The sequence below is a fragment of the Enterococcus sp. DIV0840 genome, from assembly GCF_050527835.1.
GTDB lineage: Bacteria > Bacillota > Bacilli > Lactobacillales > Enterococcaceae > Enterococcus_L > Enterococcus_L ureasiticus.
Genome location: NZ_CP172876.1, coordinates 164,892 through 190,388, shown reverse-complemented (window position 1 = coordinate 190,388; position 25,497 = coordinate 164,892). Strand labels below are relative to the sequence as shown.

Below are 25,497 nucleotides of genomic sequence, written 5' to 3'. Positions count from 1 at the left end.
TTTTTTTATTTATCATCCCGACTTTGGATCACAGCGATCATTCCTGTATCGAATGAAAAGCCAGCCGTTTCTCCCACAAACTCATTGCTTGCATAAGAAGTAGGAATCCCAACATCCACGTGATCTAACGTATATTTACTTTCGGTTAACGTCAGGTTTGTAACGGGTGTTAAACAACAGTACGCTAAATAGTTCATCCTTGCTTCTTTTTTTACCACATATTCTCCTGGGAGGTAGTAAGCAATACTATTTTGATGATCTTTTAGTTTTATTTGATGGGCAAACGTTTGAAAACGTGGTTCTAACGGCAACCACAAATTAGCTAGGAAATGATCCAAACGGCCCCCCGTTGCCCCGATAATTGTTATGTCGGCATCAGGAGACTGGTCGACAATCAGAGCCAAAGCTAGTTGGGTATCTGTATCATCTTTTTCCGCTTGCGCCTGAATTAGTTCTTTTGCTTGTTTTTGAACCGTCTGTTGTTCATCATCTGTTAAAGAGTCAAAATCTCCCACTGCTAAATCTAATGGCCAACCATTTTCTAAAATATATAAACTTCCTCGGTCGATTCCCACAATGTAATCAAAATCCTGCGATTTAAACTGCGGCCACTCATTAGGCGAACCGCCTGCCACAAGAAGAATCTTCATTAATCTAGCACAGCTCTCAACGCATCAATACGATCTTTAGGACTTTCTGAATCATAGATATAAGAACCTGCAACAAAAACATTTGCTCCCGCTTCTTTACAGCGTTTCGCTGTTTCTGGAACAATGCCACCGTCCACTTCGATATCGTACGTATAGCCCTTTGTTTCTTTCCACTCTTTTAACTGAGCAATTTTGTCCAAAGAACTTTCAATGAAAGATTGACCGCCAAATCCAGGATTCACTGTCATGATCAACACTTGATCCACTAAATCCAATACATATTCGATTGCAGATAAAGGAGTCCCTGGATTGATCACAACACCTGATTTAACACCTGACGCTTTGATCATTTGAACCGCGCGATGGATATGCGTCGTTGACTCTGCATGAACCGTAATAATATCCGCTCCAGCTTTAGCAAATGCTTCAATGTAGTTTTCCGGCTGAACAATCATCAAATGAACGTCCAACGGTAATTTTGTCACCGGTCGAATCGCAGATACCACGTTAGGTCCTAAGGTAATATTCGGAACGAATTGACCATCCATCACATCTACATGAATGTAGTCTGCTCCTAATTTTTCGACTAATTGAATATCTCTTTCTAAATTGGCAAAATCGGCACTTAAAATCGATGGCGCTATTTTCATTACAGTCACTCCTTTAATTTTTATAGGTTATTTATTTCCTATTTTTTCTTATAAATTGGTCGACGATCTTCTATTTCTAATAAAAATTGCAGATAATTATCATAACGTGTTTGGGCAATCGTTCCTGCTTCTACACGTTTTTTCACTTCACAAACTGGTTCTTTTCGATGCATACACTCCCGAAATTTGCATAAAGATGAAGCTTCTACAAATTCTGGAAATTGTTTCGGCAGCTCTGTTGCTTCCATCTCTAAAAAGTCGATCGAACTAAATCCTGGCGTATCGGCGACTAAACCATCATATAATGGCAATAGTTCTACATGACGTGTTGTATGTTTTCCTCGCCCTAACGATTCAGAAATTTCATCCGTTGCTAATTGTAAATCAGGTGAAATTTTATTTAATAAGGTAGATTTTCCCGCACCAGATTGTCCCATAAAAACAGTTAAGCGCTCTGGAAAATACTGTTCTAGTTTACGAACTGCTTCCTCGTCATTGGCTTTGGTTGCAGCAATTACTGGATAACCAATTTCCTCATATACGTTTTTAACATCTGCCACACTGACTGATTCTGTCTCAGTCAATAAATCGACTTTCGTCAAATAAATGATCGGAGAAATTCCTTTATCTTCTAATGTGACTAAAAATCGATCCATTAAATTGTATGAAAAATTAGGTTCCACCATACTCATAACAATTACTCCGATATCCACATTAGCCACTGGTGGCCGAACCAATTCATTATATCTAGGAAATACTTCAAGTAAATAGCCATCGGTTGGATTATCACTTTCAAACATGACTTCATCGCCAACTAATGGAGTGATGTTTCGATTACGAAAATTCCCGCGGGCTCTCGTTTGAAATGTTGCACCATCTGCATAAATGTAGTAAAAGCCACTTATCGCTTTTCTGATTTGACCTTTCAGAAATGCCACCTCCTCGTTTCTATTGGTTCCATTTTACCATAGGTTGAAGAAAAGCTAAACGCAGGGCTAGAGAAATCGCTTTTTCACATAAAAAAGTGACTAAGACAGCGTTCGTCTTAATCACTTTATGGTACTTACTTATTTAATTATTTCCATCGTTTGTTGGGTCCGTTGCATTTGAGAAATTGACGGTGACAGTTTCTCCTTTAGCAAGAGTTCCCCCAGCACCTGGTGAAGTACTCACTACTTTCCCTTTTGAAGCATCACCAGAACCTTCTGCATACTTCAAGCCACTGCCTTCTAATTGAGACTTAGCCTCTGCTGAAGAAAGTCCTATTAGATTAGGAACACTAACATTACTTGGTCCTGTGCTAACTTTTAACGTAATTTTACCATTTTTAAGATCAAACGTTGCTCCTGCTCCTGGATCCTGTGAAATAACAGTATCTTTAGGCAAATCACTAGCTTCATCCACTCTCGATATTTGATTTTCTTTAATACCTAAATTAGTCAATGCATTTACCGCATTTTGATACGTGTAATTTTCTGCATAACTACCTAAAACAACTGTATTTGATTCAGAACTAGCCGTCGTTTTATCTGGTCCAGAACTTACCGTTAATGTAATCTTACCTTTTTTAGGATTAAACGGATTACCTGCAGCTGGATTTTGAGCAATTACTAAATCTTTAGCTACTGTATCACTTGGTTTATCCACGCGAGTAATCTGACTTTCTTTGATTCCATAACTTAATAACTCAGTCACCGCATTATTATAACTGTAGCCCAAACTTGCGTAATCAGCTAAATAGATATCATCTGGTCCTTCACTAACAACCAAAGTAATCTCATCTGTTTTAGGATCGACTTCTGTACCTTTTTCAGGTGTTTGGCTAATGACTTTATCTTCATCTACTTTAGAGTCTGTTTCTTTCGTGATTTTGATTTGACTCTCTTTGAAACCTAATTTGCCTAATGCTTCGATCGCATCTTTATAATCTTCTCCAGAATAATCATCAAGCTTGATTTTCTTGTTTCCAGAACTTATATAGAGTTCGACTTCACGATTTTTTTTCACTGTAGAATCTATAGCTGGGTCTGTTTTAACTACTTTTCCTTCATCAATCGACTCATCTGGTATTTCTTTCGTCTCATCTTTGACTTTCAATCCAGCATCTTCCAGTATTTTTCGTGCTTCAGCTTCCGTTTTATCTTCTACATTAGGAATCTTGACTTCACTACTGCCTTGTCCTGCAAGATAGAGTCCACCACCGACGAGCAAAGCTAGCACTAACAAAATGATAAAAATGATCAATGGTTTCTTTTTCTTTTTTTTCTTCTTTGCTGCTGCTTCTTGCTGCTCGATTTCTTCATGTTCATTTCGGTCTTCTGAGGGTGTTTCCATCGAATTAAACGAAGAAGGCATCGCCATTTCGTCTGTAATCGGCGTTAAAATTTTTGTTTCACCCATTAAGCCTGTCGGTTGCCATTTTGGTTCATTTAAACGATTCGCAGCCAAAACAGTATATAGATCACGAGACATTTCTTCAGCCGTTTTATAGCGATCAGCTGGGTCTTTCGCTGTTGCATGTAAGACCACATTTTCCAATGATTGAGGAATATTAGGATCAAATGTTTTAACTGAAGGCATCTCTTCTTGGAAATGTTTCAACGCAATTGTAACAGCAGATTCACCGTCAAATGGTACATTACCTGTCAGCATTTCATATAAAATGATCCCAACTGCATAAACATCTGATTGATTAGTGGCCATGCTGCCACGGGCTTGTTCTGGAGATAGATAGTGAACAGAACCTAGCATCGTATTGGTTTGCGTAATCGATGTTTCCGTTAAGGCAATCGCGATCCCGAAATCGGTGATTTTCACAACGCCGCTTTCATCCATCAAAATATTTTGCGGCTTTAAATCTCTATGAATGATTCTATGTTCGTGTGCTAGCGAAACTGCTGATAAAATTTGTTCCATGATATCAACAATTTTTGCATACGGAATTGGATACTGTGTCTGGATAAATCGTTTTAGATCCATCCCTTTCACATATTCCATGACTAAGTATTGCATGCCGTCTTCTTCGCCTACATCATAGACACTGACGATATTTGGATGAACCAATTCAGTAGCGGCTAAAGCTTCTCTTTGAAAACGACGGATGGCTGCTTGATCGTTTTGAAAGTCAAAACGAAGCACTTTGACAGCTACATCACGATCCAAAATCAAGTCATGCGCCAAAAAGACGTTTGCCATACCACCGCTACCGATATTGCCAATAATATGATATCGACCATTCAATTTTCTGCCGATTTCGATCATTGGTTTTCCTCCTCATGTTCGTCAAAATGAATCACTAAAACAGTAATATTATCCGCGCCACCCGCTTCATTTGCTGTCGTGATCAATGTTTCAACTTTTTCATTTAATGGTGTATCTGAAAGTAAAATAGCCAAAATATCCTCTTCTGAAACCATATTTGTCAGCCCGTCTGAGCATAGCAAAATATAATCGTCTGGTACCCAAAGGTGATTTGCTACATCAACTTCTACCATTCTAGGCATCCCTAATGAGCGCGTCAAAACATTTTTTCTTGGATGGTTTGCAGCCATTTCACGCGTGATTTCCCCAGATTTTACTAACTCATTGACCAAAGAATGATCTTCTGTCAGCTGGCGTAATTGATTATTGCGGACTAAATAAGCTCGGCTATCACCAATATTGGCCAATACGAATGATTGGTCCAATAGTACCGCACTAACAATTGTAGTCCCCATCCCTAAATATTCAGGACGAGACTGGCCTTTTTCATAGATCATTGTATTTTCATCTTGGATTTCTTTGATCAGCCATTGTACAGCCTTTTCTGATGTATCGATATGACTTTCTTGCCAGCGCTCACCAAGATTATTGACCGCCATCTGGCTTGCCACATCTCCTGCCTGATGACCGCCCATCCCATCCGCTAAAATGGCTAAAGAAACTCCTGACTGATTCTCAAATAGACCAGCATAATCCTGGTTGGTATTCCGTTTTCGTCCGACATCTGTTTGAAAATTGATTTCCACTATGCTTCACCTCGTTTAACAAACTTTCTGCATACAGCAAATAAAAAATCCATCCGTCCCTAATTGATGCGGGTATAATGTAAGCATTTGGTCCTGCACAGAAGGCTGAACTGCCTCACTGACACTCACATCGATTTTTTTGAATTCTGGATGCTTCTCTAAAAATGCTGCAACTACTTCCTGATTCTCTTCTTCGGCAATCGTACATGTGCTATAGACCATTATACCGCATTGTTTCAATGTTTGGGCAACACTTTCTAGAATTTCTAGTTGAATTTTAGGTAATTGCTCAAAATCTTGCGCTGATTTATTGTATTTAACATCCGGTTTACGACGCATCAAACCTAATCCTGAACAAGGTGCATCCACTAAGATTCGATCAAAATATTCAGCAGGAAATTCTTCCCCTACTTTACGTGCATCTAATTTTTCAGTATCGACAACATCTTTCACATGAAGACGTTCTGCATTTTGTTTAATCAATTTTATTTTATGATCATGAATATCTAAAGACTTAACACGACCACCTTGTGCAGCATCAAGAAAAGTTGCAATATGAGTTGTTTTCCCACCTGGAGCAGCACAGGCATCTAAAACAACGTGATTTTTTTCGATTTGCATTGCTGGTGCCACTAACATAGAGCTCTCATCTTGGATCGTTAATTTACCTGCTGCAAATAAATAATGACCCGCCAAAAAGCCTTTATCTGCCACTACACCATAAGGCGAAACTTGACTGGCAGACGCTTCAATATGATCTTTTTGTAATTCTTCCAGTGCATCTGAAATACTGATCTCTCGTGTATCGACACGCCCGCTAACATGGCTTTTTTCAAAAAGAGATAAGCCTAATTTTCTTGTTTCATCCATGCCCATTTGTTTGATTAACTTTTCTGTCAACCACTTAGGCATACTGATTTCTACAGAAAGGCGTTCAACAGGATCTTTAATATCCTCTAAGCTTGGTGCCCCTTCACGCTGAAATGCACGAAGTACGCCGTTAACAAACTTACCGATCCCCACATTCCCTCTGTGCTTTCCAATTTCTACCGCTTCATTAATGATCGCATGATCCGGAATTTTATCTAAAAACACTAATTGGTAAATCGACAAGCTAAGTAAGTTTTTCACCCAGCTGTCTACTTTTTTAGGATTTGTAATAAACGTTGTCAAATAATACTCCAGTAACAACTTACGGCTGATCGTACCATAGACAAGTTCTGTGAATAAACGGCTGTCTTTTTCTCCTAAAGCAGATTTATTGATCATTTCATTTAATAATAAATTTGAATAAGCGCCGCCATTGTCCACACGTTCAATGGTTCTTAGTGCCACATAGCGAACAGAACTCTTTACTCTTGCTGGTATTTTTTTCCCCATATTGATTAGCCCACCTTATCTGATTCTGCAACTGTTTTACCGACTCCATTTAAGAAATCTTGAATAAATAATTTTCCTTTACCGGATGGCTGAATCGTGTTTATAGAAAGAACCGTTCCTTCTCCACAAGCGATCCATAACTCTTTTTTACCGCGCTTGATAATTGTTCCAGGAGCGTCCTCTGTTGTTTCTTCTAAAGGCGTGACTTCCCATAATTTCCAATTGACCTCATTGTATGTTGTGAACGCTGTTGGCCATGGACGCATACCACGGACTTGATTGTCGATTTGTTCCGCTGTTTTATTCCAATCGATACGTTCTTGTTCTCTCGTAATGTTCGGAGAAAAGGTTACTTGACTCTCATCTTGTGGAATCGGCGTGATTTCATTCGCTAATAATTTAGGTAAAGTATCAAGCAGTAACTCTTTTCCAACGACACTTAGGCGGTCAAACATCGTCCCTACATCATCAGCTTTAGTGATCGGGATTGCTTTTTGCGATAGAATATCACCCGCATCCATTTTCTTCACCATTTCCATGATTGTAACACCCGTTTCTTTTTCGCCTTCGATGATCGAGTAATGAACAGGGGCGCCACCGCGATATTTCGGCAGTAACGATGCATGAACATTAACTGCGCCAAATTTAGGTGCATTTAAAATCTTTTCTGGTAAAAATTGACCGAAAGCAGCTGTCACAATAAGATCAGGCGCAAGTTCGATGATTTTTTCCATTTCAGGTGAGCCAGAGATTTTTTCCGGTTGTAAAACAAGTAAACCATGCTTTACTGCAGCTTCTTTCACAGGCGTTGGTGTTATTACTTTTTTTCGTCCAACTGGGCGATCTGGCTGAGTGACTACGGCTAGGATTTCATAGCCATTTTCAATCAGTCCTTCTAAAATAGGCACTGAAAATGCCGGTGTTCCCATAAAAATTAGTTTAGTCATCTAAATGTTCCTCCATATATGCATCTAAATCTTCTGGTTTAATTGAGTCGATGATTTTATCAATAAATAATTCGCCATTTAGATGATCGATTTCATGTTGAAAAGCTCTGGCGAGATAACCATAAGCTGTTACTTCGATTTCGTCTCCTTCACGATCAAAATAACGAACCGTCACTTCATCTGCCCGTTCGACTGTGCCGTACGTTTCTGGGATACTTAAACAGCCTTCCACATCAATGTCGCTCCCTTTACGCTCGATGATTTCAGGATTGATCAATTCAAATAAACCTGTTTCTTCATCCACTTCAATCACTGCAAGCTGAAAATTTTTACCGATTTGAGGTGCAGCCAAACCGATACCGTCATGAGCGATCATCGTTTCATACATATCTTCCAAAAGAGTAATTGTTTCATCGGTGATCATTGTTACTGGTTTTGCTTTTTGTTTCAGACGTTCATTAGGGTGTATTACTATAGGATAGCGCATAGAATTTCCTTTCTTTTATAAGGGTGAACAGATCATATAAAATTCATCGGCTCAGCATCGATCGACAATTTCAAACCATGTGCTGTTGCTCTTTGGGTGTCAGTCAGTATTTTTTTTAAGATAGTTTGTAAATTTGGTTCGTTTTTATATTTAATGATTACTTGATAAAAGTAACGATTGTTGACCCGCATAATTGCATTTGGTGTTGGGCCAAGTAAAATACTCTGGTCAGATAATCCTTCTTTTAGCTCTTTGACTATTTCAAACATCTGCTTAGCTGCTTGATTTTCTTCTGGGTGGCTGGCTGTGATTTGTACTGTAAAGTAAAACGGCGGATAATCTCCACGATGCCGGACGTACATCTCTTTTTGATAAAAGTCTTCATAATCTTGTGCTTTGGCTAATTGGATCGCGTAATGTTCAGGATTAAAAGATTGAATGATTACTTCTCCAGGCTTTTCTGCGCGTCCTGCCCGTCCACTGACTTGAGTCAATAATTGAAATGTCCGCTCACTGGAACGAAAATCAGGTAGATTCAGTGCAGTATCAGCGTTTAATACTCCGACTAATGTCACATTAGGAAAATCTAGTCCCTTAGCAATCATTTGTGTCCCTAACAAAATATCCGCTTCATGATTGCCAAATGCCGTCAGAATCTTCTCGTGGGCACCTTTTCGTCTCGTTGTATCCACATCCATCCGTAAAACACGACTTTCAGGGAAAAGAGCTTTTAGTTCTTCTTCCACTTTTTGAGTTCCAGTTCCATAATAACGGATCTTATCCCCGCCGCAGTTGGGACAATGATACGGGATTCGTTCTTCATGACCACAATAATGGCATTTCATCGTTTTCGTATCCATATGTAATGTTAACGAAATATCGCAGTTGGGACAAGGTAAAACATAGCCACAATCCCGGCACATCACAAAAGAAGAATAGCCTCGACGGTTTAATAAAAGAACACTTTGTTCCTTTTTAGCCAAACGATCTTGGATTTTTTCTTGAAGTGCTAACGAAAAAGAAGAGGTATTTTTATTTTGAATTTCTTCACGCATATCTACTACATCAATTGTTGGTAATGTCGCCGTCTGATTGGCTCTTTTCGATAATACTAATCGTTCGTAAACATTTTTTTGCGCTCGTGCTCGTGTTTCCAATGAAGGCGTCGCACTTCCTAAAACTACTGGACAATGATGATAGGATCCCCGCCAAATAGCTAGATCCCGTGCATGATAGCGTGGTGTTTCTTCTTGCTTATAACTTGCTTCGTGTTCCTCATCGATAATCACGACACCGAGATTTTCCAAAGGAGCAAAGATAGCAGAACGTACTCCAACCACGACTTGTGCTTCACCACGTTCGATTTTACGCCACTCATCGTACTTCTCACCTTGAGACAATGCGCTGTGCATTACGGCCACCTGTTCCCCAAATCGGCTCTTAAAACGATGAACCATTTGCGGTGTCAATGAGATTTCCGGTACGAGCATCATAGCTGTTTTCTCTTGATTCAACACTTCTGCGATCACTTGCAGATATACTTCAGTTTTCCCACTGCCGGTAATGCCTTCTAACAAATAAGTTTCGCTTGTAGCTTGGTTTACTGAGTTTAGAATTTTATCTACTGCGATTTGCTGTTCATCATTCAAAGCAAGTGCTGTGGTTTTTTCAAACGTATGATCAGCAAATGGATCACGATAGGCTTCCGCTTCGATAAAAGTCAGCCATTGTCTATTGGCTCCGTCATTTAAAACAGCTGTACTAAATCCTAGTTCTTTCATCTCTTTGACCGTAGTCATTTTTTCTAACCCTAGTTGCTGTAAATAATTGATCAACTGCTCTTTTTTTTGTGAGCCTTTTCTAAGCTCTGTTCGTGCTTCTTCCAATTGTTCAAAGTCTTTCAACGCTTGGATATAACGGATTGTTTTCACTCGATTTCGCGTATTCACTTCGTAACGGATGTCGACTTTTTGCTGTTTTCTAAGCTGCATCAACTGCGGTAAAATATTACGAGCCAAAGCGTCTTCCCAAGCGATTTCTTCCAATCCGTAAAATAACTCATCTTGCAACTCTTCATCTAATTCATCTGTTAAATATATGTATTTGCTATAATCTGCACGCATCACACTTGGCAGCATGGTTTGTAAACAAGTAATTTTAAAGGCAAATGTTTTTTCCTTCATATAGTCAGCCAGCTCCAATAGTTCAGTATTGAGTACTGGTTTTAAGTCTAGAACTGAAAGAATTTCCTTCCATTCAAACTGTTGCGCTGCTATCACGTCTTCCGTTACTTCATCTACTGCTAAAACAAATCCTTGCAGATGCCGATTTCCATTGCCGAAAGGAACTTCAACCCGCATACCGACTGTTAATTGTTGTTCTAAATTAAAAGGAATCAAATAAGTAAACGGTTGATCTGTCTGCATCGTTGGGACATCAACAATGACTTGTGCCGCTTTTCTCATAAACATTCCTCCATTCTATAATGATTGATTTTTCATTAGTGCCAAACGATTCGTTCAGCTTTTCTTTGATCTAGCTTCTCGAACCAGCTCTTCGGAAAAAAGATGAAAGTTGCTAGTACCAAATTACGGTACAATCTTCTTTCCCTATTTTTCTGTCAGAGCTAAACGGGTTCGTTCAGCTTTTCTTTGCCTATTGTACTAAAGAATCAAGCATTTGTCTTGTTCCTCTGATTTCTATTACCAAAAATTAAAGCAGCCGTTCGTTGTTTATTTTCTAAACACGCCGATAGTAAAATTAAGCTAGACAACTAAATAAGTCATTTGTGCTACACTCAAAATAGTTCCGACCAAAGAATTATAAGGAGTGAAGACAAATGACCTATACTCATCTTACATCAAATGAACTCGTGATGATAGAAGCTTATTTCAATATGAGCCAACCTGTTACGATGGTTTCTAAGACTTTAAATCGTTCTAGACAGACAATCTACAATGTTTACAACTTCCTAAAACAAGGAAAATCTATCTGTGACTATTACCAACAATATAAAGAAAATAAAACGCGTTGTGGTCGACAACCCATTAGTTTGCCTACAGAACAGCATGATTACCTTCAAACTATGGTGGCTCAAGGGTGGACACCTGATGTGATTATTGGTCGAGCTGAGTTTCCTATTTCATGCTCTGTTAGAACACTTTATCGTCAGTTTAAAGCAAATCAATTTGATTGCTCAAAACTACCAATGAAAGGGAAACGAAAGCCCAACGGGCATAAAGAACGTCGCGGAAAGCAAGCATTTAAACGCAATATTTCAGAACGATCCACTGACTACCCTGATTTCCAACAGGAATTTGGGCATTTAGAAGGGGACACAATTGTTGGCGTTTATCATAAAAGTGCCATCATCACTCTAGTTGAACGCCTTTCAAAAGTGATTATTACATTAAAACCAAATGGTCGGAAAGCATTGGATATTGAAAAAGCGACAACTGATTGGCTACAAAAGATTCCCAGAAATTTGTTCAAATCCGTGACCTTTGATTGTGGAAAAGAATTTTCAAATTGGAAAAACATGAGTAATGTCAATGATATTTCTATCTATTTTGCAGACCCTGGAACCCCCTCACAACGCGGATTAAATGAGCATTCGAATGGGTTATTACGTAAAGATGGGCTGCCTAAAACAATGGATTTTAATCAAGTTGACCAAGCTTTTGTTGCGGCTGTCGCCTCTAAAAGAAATCACATACCAAGGAAATCTTTAAATTATCGAACACCATTAGAAGTATTTTTGAGTTACATAAATGAAAGACAATTGTCTAGCTTAATTTGACAAATCAAAACATATAAAAACTGAGATGAAAACTCTTCATAGTTTCATCCCAGTTTTTATATGTTATAGACTTTTTTCTTCGCGGATGCGATTTTCAAGTTCTTTTTGTTCTTGTTCATGTCTCATTTTTTGTTCTTCTTTTGCCATACGCATTCTTTCGCGTTTTTCTTCTGGGCGAGGATCGTTGATCACTGTTGCAGCGTCGATTTCTTCTAATGCTTGGCCTACGCTTTTTACAGATTCAAAACTTTCTAGTGTTGGTTGTGCACCTTCGTCTAATTCATGCGCACGTTTACTTGCTAGAATCACAAGTGAATATTTTGATGGTACTTCTTTTAATAATGAGTCAATAGATGGTTTTAGCATCATAAGGCTACATCTCCTTCAACATTTTAATATATTTACCAATTACTCGATCAACGCGAAAATGTTCACTCGCGATAATTTCTTTGATTCGTTTCACTGCCAATGGCACTTTATCGTTCACAACAGCATAATCATATAATGCCATCATTTCGATTTCTTCGCGAGCCACACGCATTCTTTCTTCAATCACATCATGATCATCGGTACCACGACCAACGATTCGTGATTTTAGCTCTGATAAATCTGGCGGCGTTAGAAAAATAAATACACCGTCCGGCACTTTTTCTTTCACTTGTTCGGCACCTTGGACTTCGATTTCTAAAAAGACATCTTTTCCCTTATCAAGCGTTTGGTTAACATAAGAAAGAGGCGTTCCGTAATAATTCCCTACGTACTGCGCATATTCCAACATTTCACCAGCTTCGATCATTGCTTCAAATTCTTCTTTTGTACGGAAGTAGTAATCTACTCCTTCTACTTCTCCTTCCCGCATTTTACGGGTAGTCATAGAAATTGAGTACTGAAAATCATTCTCTTCACTATCAAAAATTGCTTTTCGTACTGTTCCTTTACCAACTCCAGAAGGACCCGATAGTACAATTAATAATCCACGCTCTGACATGACGACTTCCTTTCAAAATATGTCTTTTAAGTATTACTTCTATAATGCACTTTTTTTCAGTAATTTTCAAGGCTTTATTGCTTAATATTTTCAAAAAAGGAATATACTCTTCTATCTATCAAAATTGTCACCTCTATTACAAAAATATTTGCAAAAAAAGTATACACTTTATCTACTTTTCAAGTAGAATGAAGTTATTACGCACTTTTATACTCTGGCAACTGACCAACTCACAGAAATTGATGTATAAAAAACGAAGGGATTTAAATTTATGTTCATTAAAAAAAGATTTTGGAAAGCCACAACGGCCTTCTTACTTGCTGCTTGTATTTTACTTGGAGGTTTTGCGCAAACAAGTTATGCAGAAGAAGACCTAATGGAATTTGCAAAAAAATCAGGATACCCTATAAAAGACGGCTATCGGCCAAAAGCCTCGATTGTGATCGATGCTGATTCTGGTCAGATTTTGTGGGAAGAACAGCCTGATCTATCTTGGAGTCCAGCAAGTATCGCTAAAGTCATGACTATGTATTTAGCCTTAGAAGCGATGGAGCAAGGTAAATTCAATTTAGACACGACTGTCACTGCAACTGAAAAATATGTAAATATCTCTCAGATTTACGCATTAAGCAATAATAAAATTGCCTTAGGCGTAGATTATCCTGTTCGAGACTTGTTCTCAATGGTAGCCGTTCCCTCCTCAAACGTTGCCACACTGATGCTAGCAAATCTAGTTTCTGATAATGATGAAGCTGGTTTCATTCGCAAAATGAACGAAAAAGCAGCAGAATTAGGCATGAAAAATACAACCTACTTTAACTGTAGCGGCGCCCAAATCAGTGCCTTTGGAGGATTATATCAAGCGCCAGGCATCGATCCAGAGGGCGATAATAAATCAACTGCTAGAGACTTGGCTATTTTAACGTATAATTTAATCAAAAAATACCCTGATGTTTTACAATTCACCAACAAGCCCGTTGTTACGACTATGGAAAATACACCTTATGCTGAAACCTTTGAAACTTATAATTACTCATTACCTGGCGCAAAATACGGTTATGAGGGAGTCGATGGATTAAAAACTGGCTCAAGTCCAACTGGCGGTTTTAACTATATCGCAACAGCTAAAAAAGGCGATACCCGATTAATTGAAGTTGTTCTAGGCGTAGGTGATTGGTCAGATCAAGAGGGCGAATATGAGCGTCATCTTGCTGGAAATGCGATTTTAGATCATGCTTTTTCTACTTATGAATATAAAAAACTACTTTCTAAAGGATCAAATAAGATCAATGGAAAAGAAATTACCCTAGAACAAGATTTTTACGGATTTGCTAAAAAGGATACTGAACCTAGTTTCACGTTAGCAGATGGGAAATTGTCTTTAAAGAATGAATACGGTCAAGTTTCTCCAAAAATCCCTGTTCAAAGTGTTCGGTACCAAGAAACCAACTCAAAAGCAACGGATGATCCGTCTACCAAAACAGAGAAAAAGAAGCCTGTTCCGTCTTCATCTACAAAAAAAGAAGGACATAATTATCTGGTCACCGGCATCCTAGCTGTCTCAGGTTTGTTGCTACTGATTCTTTCAAAAGTATTTAGGAAACGGATCGCTGGTGTCAGACGAGGTAGCCGAAAAACAGCAACACCCATGACTCGCTTGTTATTTGCTTTAGGAATTATTTTCATTCTTTCAGCAGTTGGTATCTTTATCTTTTTATAAAAAACAAAGAGGATGAGTCAAAACTATTTTTAGTTTTGACTCATCCTCTAAACTTAATAAACGCTTTTGTCTCATCCTCTTTAAATTATTGATTCTCTTAAAATCCCATATTCGATAAAGTATTCACAACACCCATAATTTCATCATGGCGTTTGATTTTTTTATCCACAGGTCCATCCACTTCTTCAACATCCACACGGACAACGAAATGACGGTTCAATGACACAAAGGCATCTTCATTCACACGAATATTAAAAACATCCTCTGTAAATGACACACAAGCATCTTCCCAAACATCAAATGGTTCTTTATCCGAAATGATTTCTCTTTTTACCACAGATTTCCCGCTTAATTCATGGAACGTTACATCATAATACTTTGACATACTTATTCACCTCTTTGCTTTCTTCTCTTTAATTATAGCTTTAAAAAACAGAATCACAAACTATTTTCTATTATTCGACATTTTGGATCTGTTCACGAATTTTTTCAAGCATCGTTTTCATCTGAACTACGATGTTTTTGATCTCGATTGGACTAGATTTAGACCCGATCGTATTGACTTCACGATTCATCTCCTGAATCAGAAAATCTAATTCTCGGCCAACAGGTTCTGGCTGTATCAATAATTCCTTCAGCTTATCCACATGAATTGCTAAACGATCTAACTCTTCATGTATATCCCCTTTTTCAAGTAAAATCGCAAGTTCCGTCAACAAGCGTGCTTCATCAACTTGACTACCAAGCCAATCATTCAATTTCGTTTCAAATTTTTCACGATAATCCTTTTCAAAGATAACCACAAAGCCTTCCAACTCACTCACCAAAGCAATGAAATCTTGGCAATAAGCGGACAGTACTTGCTGAATTTTTTGACCTTCCTGTAAGCGGCTGGCATCGATTCGTTCGACTGCTTTTTTCACACAATCTAGAATCAGCACGCCAAATGTTTCATCTGCTTCCTGCTTTTCTGTCACCTCAACATAATCAGAATTGTTCAACAGTTGGTTGATATTTTGCGCAGGATCAAATTCAGCTTTGGGATAATTAGCGGCTAATTCTTGTTGGACTTCTCCTAACAATTGATGGATGAGATTCCAATGAACTAATACTTCTTTATTACCACTACCCGTCTGCTTGATGTTAATGTAGGCTTCGATCCGCCCACGTTGCAACGTCTCTTTCATTAATTGGCGAATAGCCATCTCATGAGGATTGACCTCTTTGGGCATTCGTAATTGAATATCTAGAAAACGTTGATTGACACTCTTGATTTCAACATCGATTTGATATGTGTCATTTAAAAATGTTTCTTTTCCAAAACCAGTCATGCTTTTCATCGACAGGGTGTCCTTTCTACATAGATTTTATTGCTTTAGATAAGATCTCAAATTCTTCATTCGTTAACGTGATTCCTTTACCCATTTTTTCATGGTCTGAAGACCAATCTCTTAAATCAAATTTTGGCGGACGACCATTCCAACTGACCAAATTGAATTCCTTGCGCCAACCTTGGGTATTTTCTGATAATATTGCGATTTCTTCTACGATTTCATATGAAAATTCTTGTTTCATTATTCATCCACTCCTTGTAATATAAATTCTTTCATTAAAATTTGTAACGTTTGCGTTGGTAATTTATCTAGTAAAAAAGCCAAGCGTTGTGGTTTTTCCTTCTCATCTGCATCCAGTAAATTATTCATTAATGATAGCTGTTGTTTGTCAGAAAGTAAAAAGTAATCTTCATAGTATTTTTTCAACCATTCTTGGATAGAAATCATTCCTATTGTCTCCACCAAATCAACCTTCATCTGTCCACTTTTCTGCAAAATTCCGACTAATTCTTCGATCTTATATAGCTTAGAAGCAGAAATTTCTTGACTCTTTGCTAATAATTCGACTAAAACCAAACCGATATTTTCAGTATACACCCTGTCTTTATAAACTTTACGCAATTTCTTACAGATTTTATTTTGTTGTTCAGTAGAATCACATAAATTTATTTGATAGACGTTTTTAATGTAGACAAAAAAGTCTTGTTGGAATTTCTCAATATTTTTCAGCGTCTCATCAAACGTATACCAATGACCTAAATATTTCCGCCCAATAACTTTCATAGTTTCTAAATAACCTAGCTTGATATTTTGGGCCGAACGAGCCCCATCAAATAAAAGAACCGCTCCCATAGACCACGATGTCTGCAAGTTCAGCATAGTTGCCGTTGCTGGTATTTTGATTGGCTTTGTAATTCCAGGACCTTTAACATCGACCACAATACATTCTGTCGCCCCATTTTCTAGCGCAATATCGATTGGAATATTATTCCGATAACCGCCATCTACATAATATTTCCCATCGATCTGAGTGGCTGCCATAGCTGGAAAAAAAGAAGCAGAAGCCAACAGCCAACTCTGCCATCGATCACTTTGACATGTATTGAAGTGTATATCTTTTTCTTGTAAGCTAGGCAATTCAGTCGTTACTAAATAAAAATCTGATGTCACCTGTCGCATTTTTTCCTGTGAAAAAGTATCGTTGATCAAATTACGTTTTGGTACTGTTGAAACGCCGTTTGATTGGATCGCATTTACAGTAAATGAGCCGATTTGGCTGACCATACCGCTTAATGTATCAGCTGATGCTGCTGTTACTGGAAATGATAAAATTTTTTGAGTATCGATTTTTTCCCACATATTTTTAGCAGCTTCAAAATCATCTTGTAAAATCAATGCACCATTCAACGCACCTACCGATGTGCCTGTAATGATCTTCAATGAGATACCTAATTCCTCCAACGCTTGCCAAACACCGATTTGATAAGCACCACGGGCTCCGCCACCACCTAATACTAACGCGGTATTATAGCTTAAATCTTTAGTACTTATTCGCCCTTCATCAACCGTATATCCTTGTTTCAAGAAAACTTCTTGTAAATGTAAGGTCAGCGATTGAGAAAAATCAAATGTGATCGTTGGTTGAAACGATTGTTTAAAAAGTTTCTCAATCATTAGAAATATTGCTTTCCAGCTAATTTTTAATGATTCTCGTATCAAAACATTGGTGACGACTCCTTCTTCAACGGTCAAAAACATATACGGAGTCTTTCCTCTATAGATAACATACGCAGTTCCTGAATTTTCTCGTGTTTTTTTATTAAATACTTGTCTAGCCAAAGTATGAGTACTATAAAAAGGCAGTAATAATATGCTTTTAGAAATCTGTTCAGAAAAGTAGTCCAATTGTGAAGCAACCATCTGTTCAATCTTCATTTCAAATCCACCTCCGTCTTTTTAAGTATACCAAAACTACTAACAAATTACTTTTTATTTAAAGTGTATGAAAAAGAAACAATTTTATTTGTTTTTCACGTAGAATAGAAGCGTTACACTTTTGCTTTAACATTGACTTTGCTAAAAAACGATAGTTTAATAGAAGATGGTGTTTTTATTTCGTCAGTCAAAATTTCGAATCACTTGACCCACTTAGTTAATTAAATACAGATTGCCGACATTTTACGTTTACAATTAGCAACTAAAACGTCAACTTTCCAGTTTATTTATAGAAAAGAATAACAAATTACAAAGGATGTTTATATGAAGAAAAGAACCATTTTACTAAAAATTTGCTCACTAATATTAGTTCTAGGCTATTTTTCAGGTCTCTTCACAGCTGCCAGTGCCTACGCTCAAGAAGATATTCTGACAATCACTAAAAATGCAGGTTATCAAACGAATGAATTTTATAAGCCGAAAGCCTCGATCGTAATTGACGCTCAAACAGGGCAAGTTCTTTGGGAAGACAATCCTGATTTAAAATGGAACCCAGCCAGTATTGCCAAATTAATGTCTGTTTATCTGGTATTTGAAGCAATGGAAAAGGGACAATTCACTTTAGATACAACAGTTAAGGCGACAGACAACGACCAAGCTATTTCACAAATCTATGAATTAAGTAACAATTCGATCGTTTCTGGTGTAAACTATCCAGTTCGTGATCTGCTGTATGCAACGCTCGTACAATCATCAAATGTCGCAACAGTGATGCTGGCAAACCTTGTAACAGCTAATGATGAAGCAAAATTTATCCATATGATGAATGATAAAGCCAAAGAACTCGGTATGACAAATTCGACATTTTACAATTGCAGTGGTGCTGAAACAGGTTCATTCAACGGTTACTATAAACCTGAAGGGATCGACCAAAACGCGGATAACGTCACGACAGCAAGAGATTTAGCGATTCTATCTTATCACTTACTGAAAAATTATCCAGATACGGTGACATACACAAGTCCAACTCAAATCACGATCATGGAAAATACGCCTTACGCTGAAGTTTTAGAAAATCATAACTATTCATTACCTGGCCTCGCTTATGGCTATGAGGGGGCAGATGGCTTAAAAACAGGTTCTAGCCCAACAGGTGGCTTTAACTATGCAGCAACTGCTAAACGGGAAAATACGCGTCTGATCGAAATCGTATTAGGCGTGGGAGATTGGGAAGATCAAGAAGGAGAGTTACAACGTCATGCTTTTGGTAACGCGATTTTCGACAAAGCTTTCGCGACATATGAATACAAACAATTACTTACTAAAGGGAACAATACCATAAATAAAGAAGAAATAATTTTAGATCAAGATTTTTATGGTCTTATTCAAAAAAATACCGAACCGACTTTTACTTTATCCGCTGACAAAGTAACAATCGATAACGGGCTTGCACAAGTTTCACCTACAATCAAGGCTCCAAGCGCTACTTTTAAATATGAGAAAAAATTAAAGGCATTACAAAATTCTGTGCTTAAGAAAACAGGTAAGAAAAAAAATGCCTTATCTACTTTTTTTGTTAATGGCTTACTAATTATTTTAGGACTCTTATTTGCAGCTTTATCAAAATTGTTTAAAAAGGGACCTAACCAGTCTAAAAAATTCAACCTTCTATCCACTTTAAGTGTTCTGTTTATTCTTGCAGGAATTATTTTGAGCATCTATACAGTGGTCGTTGGCCCTTGGATTTAACTAAAAAGAATGCAGCTCCTTTATTAGGCAGCTGCATTCTTTTTAGTCCTTCGCCAACATGACTTGACGAAAAATATAGTTTTATAATATTCACACAAATTTGGGTAAGAAAATTGAGAATTAGTCGTTAGTTATTAGGGAATTATTTATTTTTTTTAAGTTGCTTAATTTCTTTTTCGATTTGGTCGATTTGTTTACCTAAAGCTTTTTGCTCATTTTTATCGCGAGATACTTTTTTCTTGTTGATCAATTCTTGTTTTTCTTGGATCAATGCATTGATTTTAGCTGTATTGTCTTCTACAGGTGCTGATGGTGTCGTATTGCCAGTTGATCCACCTGTTGTGCTACCATTTTTTAACGCTTGGATTTCGCGTTCGATTTCGCCAATACGGATACCTAAAGCTTTTTGTTCTTGTGGATCACGGCTAACTTTTTTCTTGTTGATTGCTTCTTGTTTTTCTTGGATCAATGCGTTGATTTTTGATGCTGTGTCTTCACCTGGCGTTGTTGGTGTCGTTGTGTTTCCAGTTGATCCACCTGTTGTACTACCGTTTTTCAATGCTTGGATTTCACGCTCGATTTCACCGATACGGATGCCCAATGCTTTTTGTTCTTGAGAATTACGGCTAACTTTTTTCTTGTTGATCACTTCTTGTTTTTCTTGGATCAATGCATTGATTTTTGCAGTGTTATCTACAAGTTGAGCTGAGTTTGCATGCGCTTGAGTAGCGGTTGCAATAAACCCTGTTCCTCCGATTGATAAAGCTAAACCAGCAACTACTGCACCTTTTACAAATTTGTTCATTCTAAATTCCTCCAAATTTTTTATTCGAACACTACTGTTCATATGATAATAGTTTCGATACACAAATTATACCCACTGTTTCAAAAAAAGTAAACTATTATTTTATAAATAGTAGTATCAGAAATTTTTATAAGTACCGAAAAAAATGATAAAGACTGATTCAACAAGGTTTTTCAGCTTTATTTTTGTAAAAAAATAACTTTAGAAAATAAAAAAATCTAACCTTTTTACTCGAAATCAAGTAGAAAAGTTAGATTTTTACTAGTAATTTTTTAATACTCGTTACATTGATCCTTTAAAGACGTTTGCATTTTTCACAAAATAATCGACTCCAGAATAAATTGTAAATAGCAGACAAACGTACAACATAATTTGATCTAATGGAAACCCAATTGCTGCAAATGGGATATTATTGATAAATAATAATATAATCGCAACCATCTGTGTTGCTGTTTTTACTTTACCAGGCCAAGCAGCAGCCATCACTTCGCCGCCTTCAACTAATAGCAACCGTAATCCAGTAACCGCTAACTCTCTACAAACAATGATCGCTACTACCCAAGTTGGTGCTTTTTGTTGCCCCACTAAAACGATAAAAGCCGTCATCACAAGCATCTTATCTGCTAATGGATCGGCAAACTTGCCAAAGTTGGTAACTAAGCCTCGTGCTCGAGCAATCTTTCCATCTAACCAATCGGTAATACTTGCGACTGCAAAAATAATCGCCCCAACTAACTGAGTAATTGCTAAAGATGTTCCCGCTATTGTAATCGTACCCCAATCCATTGGTATGCTAACGACAGCAATAAAAATTGGAATCATAAATATTCTAATAACTGTTAATTTATTTGGTAAGTTCAATGCCTGTTGCCCCTCTCTTCTCTTCCTTATTTTACGTTATCTTGTAGAAGGTGTCACGAAAAAAGACACATTTTTATTTTAAAGAAAACCTTGTTAGGTATATTTGGTCACGATCTCAATAAATGAGCGAGAAAAATACTTACAACAGCTTGTCATCTATCGTAAATTTTTCTCGCTCATCACCTATGAACAAATAAAATCATTTATTTTCTTTATTGTGGTTGAGACTGCTCTGATTGTTCAGTTTGTGCATACGCTAATGTCAAATTAATATTTCTCGGCCCAATTCCAGCATTATTCGGATTGAAATCAGCTTTTTGACCGTCTAATTTGAATTCCATATACTCTGAAGCACCTAAACTAATAACCACTTGCGCCGTTCCAGCTGGAATCTCAACAGATTTTGGCTGCCCAGGTTGAATGGTTTCTTGGTAAAAGTAGCCATTATCGTTGTTAGCCGCTGTAGCGATATAAACACCGACCCAACAAGGTCCGGTCACAGCGCTAAATTCAAGTTTCCCTGGATTTGCCACATTAACTGCACTCATATTAACTGTTACACCAGATTCATTTTCAAATTTCACTTCTGTTGGTGCCTTTGGCTCCGAAGAAGAGCTTGAACTTGATGCCTCTGTACTACTTGAGGTAGGGGCTTGACTCGATTCAGAACTTGCTTGGGAAGAAGAATCTCTGATGATTTCAGAAGCTGGCGGTTGGATCATTGGTGCCGCCTGCCGATCTTGCCATGTAATGTAAAAAACAACGATTGCAATTGCTAATCCGATCAACGAAAAAATAACTGCAGGTAAACTACGCATAAAGCGTTTGGTTTGGCTGTTTTCATCATACAATTGTGTACGTGACTCATCTAATGTTTCATATTGGATCGTTGTCTCTATGTCTTCTGGTTCATCTATTCCATCGTAAATCTCGACTAATTCATTGCCGTCTAACCCGACCGCGCTTGCGTACTGACGAATAAATGCACGTACGTAAAAAGTCCCCGGCATAGAATCAAAATCATTTTCTTCGATTGCTATTAAATAGCGCTTTTGTGTTTTAGTAATTTGCTGCAGTTCGTCTAATGACATATTCTGCTGCAGTCGTGCATCTCTTAATTTTTTTCCTATATTTACGCTGGCCACTCGTCCATCTTCTCCAGTCTTTCTAATTTATCAGTTTCACCTAAATCGATCAGGCGATTTTTAATCTGCAGTTTATTGTTAAATAAGATACGGTACTTCTGAATAGCTCCCTATCTAACTGCTTTTTTGTAAGTTTGTGATTGTCTTATGTAAAACGTTAGAGTAAAAATAGCACAATTCACTATAATTACTGAATAAAATAGTCGGAAGCATCTATTCATCCAACTCTTCTAAGGATAACATAAAAAAATACTGATGAGGATAACATTTTTGAAAGTTTTTGTCTAAATATCGGACTTTTTTTATTTCGTATACCTGTCACTTCAAATACTTGCATTTCAACTTTAACATCTGATGATTTTTCTCACTCATAAGAAAAATCATCAGTGTCAAAAAAATACATTATTACCGCACTAGCCGTTTCTAATAAACACTTATTATTTTTTAGGATACATGTAAAAGCGGCTCAATCCATCTTTGTTGATAAATGCTTGTGCTACTGCTTTCACGTCAGCTAATTGAATACTTTCAATCACTTCGGGTGTATCAAACAACGTCGTTTCACCATAAAGTGATTGTGAAAATTGGTTTGCGATATATTCTAGTGAGTTTAACGATTGGAAATATTTCCCAATCATTTTCTTCTTCAACAATGATAAGTTCTCATCTGTTACTTCAGAACTTTTGTCGACAGACAGAAGGATCTCTTCAATTCGTTCAGCTAATTGTTCCGGATGGTCACTGTCTCCTCCAAAATCAGCAAAGTGGAAGCTACGGTCTAAATTAAATTCATAGCCAAAACTATCATCTAGTAAACCTTTGTTATACAAATTCAAATAATTTTGCGATGTATTGCCAAATAACAATTGGAACAGTAAATTCGCTGTGGTTTTGTATTTAAGCAACTCTTTGCCATCCGTTGGAACTTCATCTAACCCTTTTAAGCCAACAATAACTTTTGAACGGCTGATAGCCATGGAAAGAGAACTTTCTTTAATGATGTCTGTTGCTGTTTCTGTTGGAAAATGACGTTTGATCGGTTCAGCTTTAGCAAATGTTTTTGCTGACTGGTTTTTGCGGATAAAGGCCATCATTTCTTCTGGATCCATTTTTCCAACAACAAATAATGTCATGTTACTTGGGTGATAAAATGTATTGTAACAAGTATATAAGTCATCTGCTGTGATTTCGCCAATACTTTCCACGGTTCCTGCAATATCAATATGCAGAGGGTGTTTTGGATAAAGATTACCTAATGTGCCGAAAAATAAGCGCCAGTTAGAATCATCCAAATACATTTGGATTTCTTGTCCAATGATTCCTTTTTCTTTATCGACTGTTTCTTTTGTAAAGTAAGGCTCCTGAACAAAATCGATTAAGGTTTCTAAGTTTTTCTCTACTTGATCCGTTGTTGAAAACAGGTAGCTTGTTTTTGTGAAACTTGTAAATGCATTGGCAGAAGCCCCTTGACGACCAAATTGTTGGAACACATCGCCATCTTCTTTTTCAAACATTTTATGTTCTAGAAAATGAGCAATCCCATCTGGTACTTTTACAAAGTCTTTTTTGCCGATCGGCACAAATTCATTATCGATCGAACCATAATTTGTCGTAAACAAGCCATACGTTTTGTTGTACTCTTTTTTAGGTAGTAAATAAACAGTTAATCCATTTTCAAGGACTTCTGTATAGAGAACTTCGTTGATTTGAGGATATTCTTTTTTATTCATCGACTTTTTCTCCTTCCAAAAAGAAAATGGCTTGTAGTTGCACTAATTTTGCAACACGCTGAACATCAGCTAATGTGACAGCTTCCATTCGGCGGATCCACTCGTCATCTTTTAAACGAAGGTGAGGAATCAAATCATTCAAATATTCATTTTCTAAAACTGCACCTGCATTGTCTAAAGAAAGTAAATATTGATTTTTCAACATTGCTTTGGTTTGTTCGATTTCTAAGTCTGTCACATTACCTTGACGGATATTATCTAATTCTACTGAAATCAAGCGTAAAACTTGATTACGATTCTTGCCGTCGATCCCTGTCTGAACACTTAAAAACCCACGGAATGTATCGATACTGCTAGATGCATAATAAGCTAAATTTTCTTTTTCACGTACATTCATGAATAATTTAGAATGTGGAAATCCGCCAAATACACCATTGAAAATTTGTAGCGCAAAATAGTTTTCGTCACCATAATAGACATCCGTATGATAGCCTAAATTTAATTTTGATTGTGCCAATATTTCTTGTTCAGAACGTTCTTCGATCACATTTCTAGACGGTTGTGCATAAAAAATATCTGCAATTCCAGATGCGCGATCTTCAAATGGTAATTTACTAAATAGTGTTGTTACTTCAGCTTCATCCACATCTCCAAGGACAAAAATATCCACTTGGTCCTCTCGGATCATTTGTTGATGATATGCCGCAATACTTTCAGCGGTTTCTTTTTCTAAATCAGCGATAGTGCCGAAACTCGGAATTTTTTGGTCTTCAGATCGGCTGAAATATAAATTTTGTAAAGCCAAAGAAGAATAGACTTGTTTGTCTTCTGAAATACTTTCATAATAAGCTTTTAAATTCTCTTTTTCGCGTTGGAAAGTCTCTGTTTCAAACTGTCCATCAATGACGTTTGGATAAAATAAAATTTCTTTCACAAAATCAACCGCATCCGCTAAGACATGGCTATTTTCCAAGTATTTATCATTAACTAAGTTCATGGAAAGATTCAACCAATGCAAGTTACCTTTCTTGTTCACATTGATCCCAAAACTAGCACCGTATAACTCTGCTAATTTTTCACTTAATTTTACTTGGTCTGGATAATTCAAACTATTGGTTTCCATCAAGCTAGATAGAAGAGTCCGTTTCGTAATCGTTTCTTTATTCAAACGCGTATTAAAACGAACTAAAATACGCACTGTTTTATATTTTTCTGTTGGAACAACATGTAAGTTGACCCCTTTTGCTAATCTGATCGGCATCTTGTCAGCTCCTCTTTGTTTTCATCATAATAAAGCCCAGTCTGAAATA

General features: G+C 37.3%; 23 protein-coding genes. 3 read left to right on the top strand and 20 right to left on the bottom strand.

The features are described from left to right. Nucleotides 1-5: 5 nt before the first annotated feature. The 9 genes from IGL98_RS00870 to priA form a co-directional block, all read right to left on the bottom strand. A complete protein-coding gene (locus IGL98_RS00870) occupies nucleotides 6-650 on the bottom strand; it encodes a thiamine diphosphokinase (protein WP_206911880.1) in 645 nt (214 codons plus the stop codon). Beyond that, a complete protein-coding gene (gene rpe, locus IGL98_RS00865; protein ID WP_206911881.1) occupies nucleotides 650-1,300 on the bottom strand; it encodes a ribulose-phosphate 3-epimerase in 651 nt (216 codons plus the stop codon). Before rpe ends, IGL98_RS00870 begins: the two co-directional genes overlap by 1 nt. A 38-nt stretch (nucleotides 1,301-1,338) precedes the next feature. After that, nucleotides 1,339-2,238, bottom strand: coding sequence for a ribosome small subunit-dependent GTPase A (gene rsgA / locus IGL98_RS00860; RefSeq protein WP_206843993.1), 900 nt, complete (start codon nucleotides 2,236-2,238; stop codon nucleotides 1,339-1,341). Between the two features lie 133 nt (nucleotides 2,239-2,371). Then, nucleotides 2,372-4,561 carry a Stk1 family PASTA domain-containing Ser/Thr kinase gene (pknB, locus tag IGL98_RS00855; protein ID WP_206911882.1) on the bottom strand — a complete coding sequence of 730 codons (2,190 nt, stop codon included), beginning with the start codon at nucleotides 4,559-4,561 and terminating at the stop codon, nucleotides 2,372-2,374. Next, nucleotides 4,558-5,307 (bottom strand): Stp1/IreP family PP2C-type Ser/Thr phosphatase, encoded by a 750-nt coding sequence (locus tag IGL98_RS00850; RefSeq protein WP_206843990.1) that lies wholly within the window; start codon nucleotides 5,305-5,307, stop codon nucleotides 4,558-4,560. Before IGL98_RS00850 ends, pknB begins: the two co-directional genes overlap by 4 nt. Nucleotides 5,308-5,322: 15 nt before the next feature. Beyond that, entirely contained in the window at nucleotides 5,323-6,687 is a 1,365-nt protein-coding gene (gene rsmB, locus IGL98_RS00845; RefSeq protein ID WP_206911883.1) for a 16S rRNA (cytosine(967)-C(5))-methyltransferase RsmB, read from the bottom strand. 5 nt (nucleotides 6,688-6,692) lie between these two features. Then, nucleotides 6,693-7,634: a methionyl-tRNA formyltransferase gene (gene fmt / locus IGL98_RS00840; protein WP_206911884.1), complete on the bottom strand. Its 942-nt coding sequence runs from the start codon at nucleotides 7,632-7,634 to the stop codon at nucleotides 6,693-6,695. Beyond that, nucleotides 7,627-8,121 carry a peptide deformylase gene (def, locus tag IGL98_RS00835; protein WP_069646922.1) on the bottom strand — a complete coding sequence of 165 codons (495 nt, stop codon included), beginning with the start codon at nucleotides 8,119-8,121 and terminating at the stop codon, nucleotides 7,627-7,629. Before def ends, fmt begins: the two co-directional genes overlap by 8 nt. Before the next feature lie 32 nt (nucleotides 8,122-8,153). Next, nucleotides 8,154-10,586, bottom strand: a complete 2,433-nt coding sequence (gene priA / locus IGL98_RS00830) for a primosomal protein N' (protein ID WP_206911885.1) — start codon at nucleotides 10,584-10,586, stop codon at nucleotides 8,154-8,156. Between the two features lie 374 nt (nucleotides 10,587-10,960). On the opposite strand from priA, the gene IGL98_RS00825 reads away from it, so the two are divergent. Continuing rightward, nucleotides 10,961-11,920: an IS30 family transposase gene (locus IGL98_RS00825; RefSeq protein WP_206912045.1), complete on the top strand. Its 960-nt coding sequence runs from the start codon at nucleotides 10,961-10,963 to the stop codon at nucleotides 11,918-11,920. A gap of 63 nt (nucleotides 11,921-11,983) precedes the next feature. Here the strand turns inward: IGL98_RS00825 and rpoZ are convergent, their stop codons facing one another. Together rpoZ and gmk are read right to left on the bottom strand one after the other, a co-directional pair. Beyond that, a complete protein-coding gene (rpoZ, locus tag IGL98_RS00820) occupies nucleotides 11,984-12,289 on the bottom strand; it encodes a DNA-directed RNA polymerase subunit omega (RefSeq protein WP_010766464.1) in 306 nt (101 codons plus the stop codon). Between the two features lie 4 nt (nucleotides 12,290-12,293). Continuing rightward, nucleotides 12,294-12,908, bottom strand: a complete 615-nt coding sequence (gene gmk / locus IGL98_RS00815; protein ID WP_069646924.1) for a guanylate kinase — start codon at nucleotides 12,906-12,908, stop codon at nucleotides 12,294-12,296. A gap of 271 nt (nucleotides 12,909-13,179) precedes the next feature. Here gmk and IGL98_RS00810 point away from each other — a divergent pair, with 271 nt between their 5' ends. After that, the gene (locus IGL98_RS00810; RefSeq protein WP_206843980.1) at nucleotides 13,180-14,628 is read left to right on the top strand and encodes a DUF1958 domain-containing protein; all 1,449 of its coding nucleotides are present in this window, start codon (nucleotides 13,180-13,182) and stop codon (nucleotides 14,626-14,628) included. Nucleotides 14,629-14,725: 97 nt separating this feature from the next. Here IGL98_RS00810 and IGL98_RS00805 read toward each other — a convergent pair whose 3' ends face one another. The 4 genes from IGL98_RS00805 to IGL98_RS00790 all read right to left on the bottom strand — a co-directional run bounded on the left by IGL98_RS00805 (nucleotide 14,726) and on the right by IGL98_RS00790 (nucleotide 17,897). Continuing rightward, nucleotides 14,726-15,013: a hypothetical protein gene (locus IGL98_RS00805; RefSeq protein ID WP_206843976.1), complete on the bottom strand. Its 288-nt coding sequence runs from the start codon at nucleotides 15,011-15,013 to the stop codon at nucleotides 14,726-14,728. 70 nt (nucleotides 15,014-15,083) lie between these two features. After that, complete coding sequence (locus IGL98_RS00800; RefSeq protein WP_206843972.1) at nucleotides 15,084-15,968, bottom strand: YicC/YloC family endoribonuclease; 885 nt, start codon at nucleotides 15,966-15,968, stop codon at nucleotides 15,084-15,086. A gap of 16 nt (nucleotides 15,969-15,984) precedes the next feature. Further along, complete coding sequence (locus IGL98_RS00795) at nucleotides 15,985-16,203, bottom strand: YdbC family protein (RefSeq protein WP_206843969.1); 219 nt, start codon at nucleotides 16,201-16,203, stop codon at nucleotides 15,985-15,987. Next, nucleotides 16,203-17,897 (bottom strand): patatin-like phospholipase family protein, encoded by a 1,695-nt coding sequence (locus tag IGL98_RS00790; RefSeq protein ID WP_206912405.1) that lies wholly within the window; start codon nucleotides 17,895-17,897, stop codon nucleotides 16,203-16,205. The genes IGL98_RS00795 and IGL98_RS00790 overlap by 1 nt, the downstream gene beginning before the upstream one ends. A 324-nt stretch (nucleotides 17,898-18,221) precedes the next feature. Between IGL98_RS00790 and IGL98_RS00785 the strand changes: the two genes are divergently transcribed. Further along, nucleotides 18,222-19,646, top strand: a complete 1,425-nt coding sequence (locus IGL98_RS00785) for a DUF1958 domain-containing protein (protein WP_206912407.1) — start codon at nucleotides 18,222-18,224, stop codon at nucleotides 19,644-19,646. A 142-nt stretch (nucleotides 19,647-19,788) separates the two neighbouring features. On the opposite strand, the gene IGL98_RS00780 is transcribed toward IGL98_RS00785, so the two are convergent. From IGL98_RS00780 to yfmF, 5 genes are all read right to left on the bottom strand, one after another. Continuing rightward, a complete protein-coding gene (locus IGL98_RS00780) occupies nucleotides 19,789-20,451 on the bottom strand; it encodes a hypothetical protein (protein WP_206843964.1) in 663 nt (220 codons plus the stop codon). Nucleotides 20,452-20,733: 282 nt separating this feature from the next. After that, complete coding sequence (pgsA, locus tag IGL98_RS00775) at nucleotides 20,734-21,312, bottom strand: CDP-diacylglycerol--glycerol-3-phosphate 3-phosphatidyltransferase (protein WP_069646932.1); 579 nt, start codon at nucleotides 21,310-21,312, stop codon at nucleotides 20,734-20,736. A 212-nt stretch (nucleotides 21,313-21,524) separates the two neighbouring features. Further along, a complete protein-coding gene (locus tag IGL98_RS00770; protein ID WP_206843961.1) occupies nucleotides 21,525-22,457 on the bottom strand; it encodes a helix-turn-helix domain-containing protein in 933 nt (310 codons plus the stop codon). A 437-nt stretch (nucleotides 22,458-22,894) separates the two neighbouring features. Further along, on the bottom strand, nucleotides 22,895-24,187 hold the full coding sequence (gene yfmH / locus IGL98_RS00765; RefSeq protein ID WP_206912409.1) for an EF-P 5-aminopentanol modification-associated protein YfmH: 1,293 nt from the start codon (nucleotides 24,185-24,187) through the stop codon (nucleotides 22,895-22,897). Beyond that, the gene (yfmF, locus tag IGL98_RS00760) at nucleotides 24,180-25,448 is read right to left on the bottom strand and encodes an EF-P 5-aminopentanol modification-associated protein YfmF (protein WP_206912410.1); all 1,269 of its coding nucleotides are present in this window, start codon (nucleotides 25,446-25,448) and stop codon (nucleotides 24,180-24,182) included. Before yfmF ends, yfmH begins: the two co-directional genes overlap by 8 nt. Nucleotides 25,449-25,497 lie beyond the last annotated feature (49 nt).

Bases quoted from the DNA above. Each gene is read 5' to 3' on its own strand.
- IGL98_RS00870 (WP_206911880.1), bottom strand. From the start codon at position 650: ATGAAGATTCTTCTTGTGGCAGGCGGTTCGCCTAATGAGTGGCCGCAG.
- rpe (WP_206911881.1), bottom strand. From the start codon at position 1,300: ATGAAAATAGCGCCATCGATTTTAAGTGCCGATTTTGCCAATTTAGAA.
- pknB (WP_206911882.1), bottom strand. From the start codon at position 4,561: ATGATCGAAATCGGCAGAAAATTGAATGGTCGATATCATATTATTGGC.
- rsmB (WP_206911883.1), bottom strand. From the start codon at position 6,687: ATGGGGAAAAAAATACCAGCAAGAGTAAAGAGTTCTGTTCGCTATGTG.
- fmt (WP_206911884.1), bottom strand. From the start codon at position 7,634: ATGACTAAACTAATTTTTATGGGAACACCGGCATTTTCAGTGCCTATT.
- def (WP_069646922.1), bottom strand. From the start codon at position 8,121: ATGCGCTATCCTATAGTAATACACCCTAATGAACGTCTGAAACAAAAA.
- priA (WP_206911885.1), bottom strand. From the start codon at position 10,586: ATGAGAAAAGCGGCACAAGTCATTGTTGATGTCCCAACGATGCAGACA.
- IGL98_RS00825 (WP_206912045.1), top strand. From the start codon at position 10,961: ATGACCTATACTCATCTTACATCAAATGAACTCGTGATGATAGAAGCT.
- rpoZ (WP_010766464.1), bottom strand. From the start codon at position 12,289: ATGATGCTAAAACCATCTATTGACTCATTATTAAAAGAAGTACCATCA.
- gmk (WP_069646924.1), bottom strand. From the start codon at position 12,908: ATGTCAGAGCGTGGATTATTAATTGTACTATCGGGTCCTTCTGGAGTT.
- IGL98_RS00810 (WP_206843980.1), top strand. From the start codon at position 13,180: ATGTTCATTAAAAAAAGATTTTGGAAAGCCACAACGGCCTTCTTACTT.
- IGL98_RS00805 (WP_206843976.1), bottom strand. From the start codon at position 15,013: ATGTCAAAGTATTATGATGTAACGTTCCATGAATTAAGCGGGAAATCT.
- IGL98_RS00800 (WP_206843972.1), bottom strand. From the start codon at position 15,968: ATGAAAAGCATGACTGGTTTTGGAAAAGAAACATTTTTAAATGACACA.
- IGL98_RS00795 (WP_206843969.1), bottom strand. From the start codon at position 16,203: ATGAAACAAGAATTTTCATATGAAATCGTAGAAGAAATCGCAATATTA.
- IGL98_RS00790 (WP_206912405.1), bottom strand. From the start codon at position 17,897: ATGAAGATTGAACAGATGGTTGCTTCACAATTGGACTACTTTTCTGAA.
- IGL98_RS00785 (WP_206912407.1), top strand. From the start codon at position 18,222: ATGAAGAAAAGAACCATTTTACTAAAAATTTGCTCACTAATATTAGTT.
- IGL98_RS00780 (WP_206843964.1), bottom strand. From the start codon at position 20,451: ATGAACAAATTTGTAAAAGGTGCAGTAGTTGCTGGTTTAGCTTTATCA.
- yfmH (WP_206912409.1), bottom strand. From the start codon at position 24,187: ATGAATAAAAAAGAATATCCTCAAATCAACGAAGTTCTCTATACAGAA.
- yfmF (WP_206912410.1), bottom strand. From the start codon at position 25,448: ATGCCGATCAGATTAGCAAAAGGGGTCAACTTACATGTTGTTCCAACA.